Origin of the sequence: Bacillus sp. JJ1127 (assembly GCF_036965845.1) — a bacterium.
Classification (GTDB): Bacteria; Bacillota; Bacilli; order Bacillales; family Bacillaceae_G; genus Bacillus_A.
The window spans coordinates 1531-9250 of record NZ_JBALQK010000153.1 but is presented as its reverse complement, the minus strand read 5'-3'; the positions used below and the strand labels follow the sequence as shown (position 1 = coordinate 9250).

The 7720-nt window shown below is 35.1% G+C and carries 8 protein-coding genes and 2 pseudogenes; 9 read left to right on the top strand and 1 reads right to left on the bottom strand.

All coding sequences use genetic code 11. The features are described 5' to 3' along the window. Nucleotides 1–51: 51 nt before the first annotated feature. The 3 genes and pseudogenes from V7183_RS15805 to V7183_RS15795 form a co-directional block, all read left to right on the top strand. A pseudogene (locus V7183_RS15805) lies at nucleotides 52–396 on the top strand (carbohydrate-binding module family 20 domain-containing protein); the annotation flags it as partial. A gap of 139 nt (nucleotides 397–535) precedes the next feature. Further along, the gene (locus tag V7183_RS15800; protein ID WP_097897974.1) at nucleotides 536–1819 is read left to right on the top strand and encodes a phytoene desaturase family protein; all 1284 of its coding nucleotides are present in this window, start codon (nucleotides 536–538) and stop codon (nucleotides 1817–1819) included. Nucleotides 1820–1836: 17 nt separating this feature from the next. Beyond that, on the top strand, nucleotides 1837–2706 hold the full coding sequence (locus tag V7183_RS15795) for a sigma-70 family RNA polymerase sigma factor (protein ID WP_097897973.1): 870 nt from the start codon (nucleotides 1837–1839) through the stop codon (nucleotides 2704–2706). A gap of 54 nt (nucleotides 2707–2760) precedes the next feature. Here V7183_RS15795 and V7183_RS15790 read toward each other — a convergent pair whose 3' ends face one another. Then, nucleotides 2761–2919: a hypothetical protein gene (locus V7183_RS15790; protein WP_097897972.1), complete on the bottom strand. Its 159-nt coding sequence runs from the start codon at nucleotides 2917–2919 to the stop codon at nucleotides 2761–2763. Nucleotides 2920–3227: 308 nt separating this feature from the next. Between V7183_RS15790 and V7183_RS15785 the strand changes: the two genes are divergently transcribed. From V7183_RS15785 to V7183_RS15760, 6 genes and pseudogenes are all read left to right on the top strand, one after another. After that, nucleotides 3228–3818, top strand: a complete 591-nt coding sequence (locus V7183_RS15785) for an O-methyltransferase (protein ID WP_373605256.1) — start codon at nucleotides 3228–3230, stop codon at nucleotides 3816–3818. Nucleotides 3819–3847: 29 nt separating this feature from the next. Continuing rightward, nucleotides 3848–4015, top strand: coding sequence for a hypothetical protein (locus V7183_RS15780; protein ID WP_230322483.1), 168 nt, complete (start codon nucleotides 3848–3850; stop codon nucleotides 4013–4015). Then, nucleotides 3949–4794 (top strand): annotated as a pseudogene (locus V7183_RS15775) (AMP-binding protein); the annotation flags it as partial. The gene V7183_RS15780 and the pseudogene V7183_RS15775, both read left to right, overlap by 67 nt. A 258-nt stretch (nucleotides 4795–5052) precedes the next feature. Next, complete coding sequence (locus V7183_RS15770) at nucleotides 5053–5283, top strand: AMP-binding enzyme (protein WP_230322484.1); 231 nt, start codon at nucleotides 5053–5055, stop codon at nucleotides 5281–5283. A gap of 204 nt (nucleotides 5284–5487) precedes the next feature. Continuing rightward, nucleotides 5488–6597, top strand: a complete 1110-nt coding sequence (locus tag V7183_RS15765; RefSeq protein ID WP_335360127.1) for a toxic anion resistance protein — start codon at nucleotides 5488–5490, stop codon at nucleotides 6595–6597. Between the two features lie 24 nt (nucleotides 6598–6621). Then, nucleotides 6622–7452: a DUF3974 domain-containing protein gene (locus V7183_RS15760; protein ID WP_335360126.1), complete on the top strand. Its 831-nt coding sequence runs from the start codon at nucleotides 6622–6624 to the stop codon at nucleotides 7450–7452. The last annotated feature ends 268 nt before the right edge of the window (nucleotides 7453–7720 follow it).

The following is a 7720-nucleotide window of genomic DNA, read 5'->3' as shown; positions in this document are numbered from 1 at the left end:
AAAATCAAAATGGATATATAACTATCTATTGTATAAAATGGTAGAGTCTAGTATAACAATTCATTAATGGGGAAGTTTAAAGATTTATTAGGTGTGACCCCTGTCACGCAAACGATTGTAGTAAAAAATGCTCCTACAACAATAGACGATCCAGTTTATATTACTGGGAATCGTGCAGAATTAGGGCGGTGGGACACAAAGCAGTATCCAATTCAATTATATTATGATTCTTATAATAATGATTGGAGGGGCAATGTTGTGTTGCCAGCTGAGAGAAATATAGAATTTAAAGCGTTTATTAAAAGTAAAGATGGAACAGTCAAATCATGGCAAACCATACAACAAAGTTGGAATCCAGTTCCGCTGAAGAGTACCACTCATATAAGTTATTGGTAATAATATTATGTAAACAAAAAGATCCTTTAATATGAGATAAGGGATTTTTTTGTTTTGGAAGGAAAAATAAATTTTAAAAAATGTCACATTCCTCTTTCTTCATTCGTCTTGTATGTAGAACAATAAGGGAGGAATTGATATGAAAAATTTCGATGTGGCAATTATTGGCGGGGGACTTGCTGGATTAACTGCCGCGATTTATTTAGCTAGGGAAGGCAAAAAAGTTGTTGTATTAGAAAAATCAAGTCGTTTTGGCGGAAGAGCCATAACAACGAATAAAAATGGCATTCTGATGAACCTTGGGGCGCACGCTTTATATCGAGGAGGAGAAGCGTTATCAGCTTTTAAGGAACTTGGAATCACTCTTTCAGGGGGAATACCTTCAACGAACGCACATGGTATATGGAAAAATGATGTGTATACAGTGCCAACAGATTTTCGCTCTATCTTATCTACATCATTACTTTCATGGCCTGCTAAAATACAATTTTCTCATCTGATGTTAAAGCTAGGGAAATTAAACTTGGATACAATTCCTAAAATGAGTTTGAATATATGGGCAGAAAAGGAAATAAAAGATCCGATGGTAAGAAATATGTTCTATGCATTATGCCGAACATCGACATACACATATGCTCCGACCATACAGCTAGCATCTTCTGTATTAAAACAAATTCAACGTTCCATGAAAGAAGGGGTCTTTTATGTAGACGGTGGATGGGAGACTATTATAACAAAGCTAAGGGATGAAGCTATAAATGCTGGGGTTCAATTTCTAGCTAATAAAAATGTGGTTGAAATTGACCACTCAGATTACATGCAAAGAATTCGCTGTTCCGGTGATCAAATATATGAAGTTCCTACGGTTGTCGTTACTATACCACCAAAAGAAGTTTGTAAAATTATTAAGGGAGCAAAAGACACAGTGCTGCATATATGGAAAGAACAATCAGTGCCAGTGACAGTTGCTTCCTTAGATCTTGGTTTAAGAAAATTACCCAACCCATCACATCAATTTGTTTTAGGATTAGATCAACCTGTATTTTTTACAAATCAATCAAGAGCTTCAAAGTTAAGTGAGGATGGGACAGCAGTAGTTAGCTTGATAAAATATCACAATCCTACAGTACCAATCAATTATCCAAATGAGGATAAAATGTGTTTAGAACATACAATGGAGCTTTTACATCCAAAGTGGCAACAGGAATTAGTTGTAAAACAATATTTACCCCAAATAACAGTTGTCCATGATTTTCCTCATATTGGTCGTACTGAAAAGCCGGGGCCTACTGTTCCTGAAATGCCAGGGATATATGTTGCAGGAGATTGGGCTGGCCATGATGAATTATTAGCTGATGCTGCGGTTGCTAGTGGAAAGCGAGCGGCACTCCAAATTTTAGAATTGAGTAAAGTCACAAATTGAAAGAGGGTCAAGTGAGCGTGGAAACGGAACAGTTGTATGAAGCGTATAAACCTTTATTATTCTCTTTAGCTTATCGTATGCTTGGGAGTGTCATGGACGCAGAAGATATCGTTCATGATACATTTCTTTCATTCAGTCAAATAGAAGAGATAGAGTCGTATGGCAATGTAAAAGCGTATTTATGTAAGATGGTTACAAATCGTGCAATCGATAAATTACGTTCAGCAGCGCATAAACGAAATGTTTATGTTGGTATGTGGTTACCTGAACCACTTGTTGAAGAAAATGATGATCCCTCAATGACATATATAATGAAGGAATCTATGTCTACAGCGTATCTTTTATTGTTGCAACAGTTATCTGAAATTGAACGGGCGGTATTTTTATTACGAGAAGTGTTTGGTTACGATTATGATGAGATAGCATCAATCGTTGAAAAGAGTAGTGTGAACTGTCGACAAATCTTTCATCGAGCTAGAAAGAGTATAATGGATAAACCGAAAGTCTCAAAATTAAGTACAAAGCAAATGGCCGCATATGTGGAACAATTCGTTACATCTTTGCAACGAGGAGACGTACAAGGAATGTTAGAAATCTTAAAAATAGATGCGATATTTAAATCAGATGGTGGAGGGAAGGTTACAACGGCTCTTAAACCAATTTACACTTCTGAAAGGATTGTACGTCTATTCTTAGGAATTACTAAGAAGTTGTCAGAAGAACATTCCATTACATTTAGAATAGTAAATGGTGTTCCAGGTATTATTGTAAATGTAAATAACCGGGCTGCGTATGTGCTTTCGTTTGAGTTTCAAGAAGAGAAAATTTCATCTATTTATATGATGGTGAATCCAGAAAAACTTATTCATTTAAATGAGAATGTATAGAATGAAAAAGACGCATTTCAACAGAAATGCGTCTTTAATTTAGGACCATATCATTTACTTCTCTAACATTTCAAGAGGAACATCCTTTTCGCCTAATACCTCGAATTTGATTTCTCCGTCCTCTTCGTAAATACGTTTAATAATCGGTATAGTTATCATTTGCTTTTTGTGCTGCTTACGTTTTCTAGCGGCATCTAAATTAATCACGTTCATGTTTAAAGCATCCTTTCTTACATATTAGTTATAAACAAAAGAAAATGCGTCCAAAAAGGGCGCTTCTTTGATTTGAAATACCGATTAAAAATGATTGCATTTTAATTGTAAAATAATGTGAATGGAATAATTACACGTAGAAATTAACTTTACCAAAAAATGAAGCAATATGCTACAAAAAAATTCAAATTTTTGCCTTATAACAGGAAAAAGACCTTCGTTTCGCATATAATGAAAAGTAGACAAACATAATCAACTTTCTCATCAATTTTTTAATCATTACATTTGTTGGAGAGGTGATGAATAGTATGAGTTCCTTAGAATCATTGTTGTTAGAACTTGAAAGATATGGGGAAGAGCATGATAGTAAAAAAGAAAAGCGAGAAGAAAAGTTAAGAAATGTTTCTCGTGAAATGGGCCAGTTTTTATCCATTTTAATAAAAGGGCTTAGTGCACAAAGAATGTTAGAAATCGGTACTTCAAATGGATATTCAACATTATGGCTGGCAAATGCAGCTGAAGAAACAAAAGGAAATGTTACAACTGTTGAACTTTCTTCAGAACGGGTCGCAGAGGCGCTTGTGAATTTTGAAAAGGCCCACCTTGGACATCGGATTGATATTCATAATCAGGAAGCGGGCGCATTTTTAGATGCACAAGTAGATCGTTCATTTGATTTTATTTTTCTAGATTCAGAGCGTACGCAATATATGTGGTGGTGGGAAAATATAAAACGCATATTAGAGCCAAAAGGATTTCTTGTCATTGATAATGCGACTTCACATGCAGAAGAGTTAGCGGAATTTATTCAGATGATTGAAGAAGATAATGCATTTGAAACAGTATTACTAGCTTTTCAAAAAGGAGCGTTTGTGGCGCGAAAAAAACAAAAAATATAGTCATAACAAACAAGGAGATTCAATAAAAAATGCGTATACATTCTTATTTCTATGAGCAGGCACAAAAATATCCTGACCGCGTTGCGCTTTCGGAACAACATGATAGTTGGACTTACAAAGAGTTGGCGCAATGTGTTTCAAATCGTGCATCAGTTCTTATGCAAGACGGAGCGGCACCAGGCATATTTTTATTATAAAGTTGGAAAATTGTATGGAATGGATTCAAGATGCACTTGCGGTTTCAAAAATTGGTGGAATTATAATGCCAGTTCATCCAGACGGTACAGAAATTGAATGGAAAACAATTGTAAGTAGAACGGAGCCTAATTGGATTATCACATCCAAAGAGACTGTATGTCAAACAATTGAGCATAATACCATCTCATTTCCTTTTAGACATGTGAATAGTAAGGACGAGTTATACTTTTTTGGTTATACTTCAGGTTCAACGGGCACACCGAAAGGTTTTGTTTAAAGTCATCGATCTTGGACTAGTAGTTTTGAAGGATGGAGTAAGGCGTTTTCACTAACTGAAAGTGATCGGATAGTAGTTCCGTTACATTTATCTTATTCAGCGCAGTTATATCCGGCACTTCATGCATTAGCTATTGGAGCTGAGATTGTTTTATTATCTAAATTTACACCAGAGGCCTTTTTTAAAGCAAAAGGATCATGTGCTTCTATCACACCGGCTGTAATTGAGCCTTTAATTCGCCATGCAAAGCAAAAACGAAGTGTGCAGGAAATAATTCCGGGGTGTATGATTTCAGTTGGGACAAAATTATCGACTATACAAAGACAAAAATTTGAGGAATGTTTTTCTAAATCATTTTTGTATGAATATTACGGATCATCAGAAATGGGGTATGCCTCATTGTTAACATCAGAAGATGCAAGAACTGCACCTGAAACAGTCGAAGTACCATTCCCTGATGTGGAGATTGCTTTTTTTTATGAGAAGAAAGAACGAATAGTAACTGATAAAGAAAACTTTGGGAAATTATTTGTTCGATCCGGTCAGGCCTTTGAAGGATATATTGAAAATGAAGAACAAACAAAAGCTACTTTCATAGAAGATTGGGTAACATCACATGATATTGGTTTCCAAAGAGAAGATGGAAAAATTGTTTTAGTAGGTAGAGACCGAGACATTATAAAAGCCGCTGGGAGCTTTGTCTATGCTGGCGAAATAGAGGATGCATTACTTGGAATCACAGGGGTTACAGAAGCAGTAGTGTTTGCGGAAAAGGATGAGAATCGTGGAGAAATTATCCAGGCTGTTATCGTTAAGGAATTTTCTCGAGAATTAGTTGATATTCAGAAAGAGTGCCGTCAAAAATTAATATCATATAAGCAACCAAGAAATTGGACTGTACTATCACATTTACCGAAGAAGCCAAATGGGAAGGTGGACAAAATAAAATTGAAAGCGGAATTACTAAACAATAAAACGTGTAACATGTGAAGAATCCGCCTTCAGCACGTAGCATTCTAGGTCTTAAGTCTGAGGAAAATAATGTAGAGAACAGGTATACTTATGGTAAGAAACAGGGAATGACTGCATAAGCAGGAGTTTATTATCAAACAAGTATCATACATGTTGAATACGATATCTTAGATGAAATATAGTGCAAATAATTTCGCACATATAAATAAAGGAGCGATTTTGTTGACTGAATTAGAGAAGAAAGAACCTGTATCATTAGTGAAAGATAATGTGGAAGTAGTTGTTGATACAGTTATTAAAGATGAAGAACTTGTTGAACTAAATAAAGAAGCTGATCTCTACGTACAAAAGCTAAATAGTGAACAAAATACAGATCTTTCAAAAGTATTATCACAACTTGGAGACTTAGGCGATAAAGAGCAGCAAGCTGCAGGGCAAACATTATCAGCACTTAAACGCCCTGTAACAGCGATGATGAATGGAAAGAATGAAGAAATTCCAAATACGTTGCTAGAATTACGTAGAGTAGTATCAGAACTCGATCCTAATTCACTAAAAGCATCGGGTATGAAGAAATTTATGTTTAAAGTATTCAAGAAAAATCCACTTGAAACGTATGCTCATAAATATCAATCCATAGATAAACAAATTGAAGAAATTATAAGATCATTACTTATTGGACGCGACAATCTCCAGGAAGATACAGTCGGTTTAGAAATGTTAAAAGAACAATCACATGATAAAATTCATGCGCTTGATAAGCAAGTGTATCTAGGACGAAAGCTTGCTGGCATGCTTGAAGCAGAAAAGCAAAATCCAGATCGTCAAAAAGATATTCCATTAATTAATGATGCATTAGAAAAAATTCTTGTACGTACACGAAACATGCAGCAAGCAAAAAGTGTATTGCTACAATCTATCGCATCTGTAGATATCATTAAGAAAAACAATGAAAAGTTAACAGAAGCAATTCGTAACGCGATTACAATGACGCAAAACGTTGTTACTGTTTCAGCAGCAATCCAGCTTGCATTAACAAATCAACGTAAAACAATCGATGCAGTTAACGCGACTAATGAAGCAATTGAATCGATGGTATTAAGTAACTCACAAGCTTTAAAACAAAACACAGAAGAAACAACACAGTTGCTTGAAAATCCAGCAATCAGCATGGATAAGCTACGTGAATCCTTCCAAAATGTGTTTGCGGCTATTGAAGCAACTGAGAAATCATCAGAGCGTATTATTGAATCTAGTAAGAAGTTTGTTATTGAACTCGACACATTTAATGATGAAATGAAGCAAAAGCTCATTCAGCGTCCAAAGAAATAAGGGGTCATTAGAGGAGGTGAAAAGATGAGTTTTATTAAAATGGCTTTAATACTAATCGGAACGTTACTTTTAGTTGGATTCACGATCGTTGTCTCGCTTGTGTATTTCGGTCGGAAATTTTATTTATCATGGGCGAAGCCTTATAAGCGCGCACATGAATCAATTGAAAAATTATCAAATAAATCAACGCCGTTTTTACAAGAATTTACGCAGCATCCACTCTTTTATCGCTGGATTCGTACAGAGGGGAAAAAGGAACAGAAAGCATTGAATACCCTTTTCTGTGCAGCAGACCAACGTACAAGAGAACAAGTTTTCTCTATGTTACCGAAAGATAAACAGAAAAAAGTACACGCTATGGCGAAAGCAACCAAAAAAGTTACAAATGAAGATATCGATGTAGCGGCGATAAAAGTAAAGGATTTCCTAAGGCAAGAATCGCAACAATCATCCAAACCAACAGATCTATCGTTTTATAAATTGTATTTTTACGACCGTTATCCTGATGCATTAAATACGATTCAGGTATATAAACGATCAATTAACCCTTCATTACAAAGAACGGTTGATGAGATTACAATTTCAGTATTAAACGCACTTCCGTACTATCAAGAACAACGCATGTTTGAGCAACAGCACAAACTTGAAACGTTCTTAATGAAAGATTTAATAGCTATGTTGTCACTAGTGGTACAATTACCACCATCACAACGTCCTGAAAAAGAAGAAGAATTAAAGATCTACTTACAAAATTTCCAAAAAGCGATGGAAGCAGTAGAGCGTGATATTCGTGACTCCATTGATCATGATTTAAATGTGAAGATGAGAGCGGCGAAGGAGAAGTTTAAGAATTAGTAAAAACTCCTCTTTGGGTAAATATATTAAAACTTAAAATTAGAAAAACAAACAAGCACTTACTGGAAGTGCTTGTTTGTTTTTTAGGTTGTACTTGCTATGTTTGTAAAACTTTCAAAGTAAGGGTTAGTACAATTTGTTCACGAAGTGTATCAATTAATTATGATTATATTATAACTAAATAAAAAATTTACTGATAAATAATATGAGAAAATACAGCTTACATGCCGTTTTTGCTTACGTTGCATCTATTAGTTCTTCGATTTCA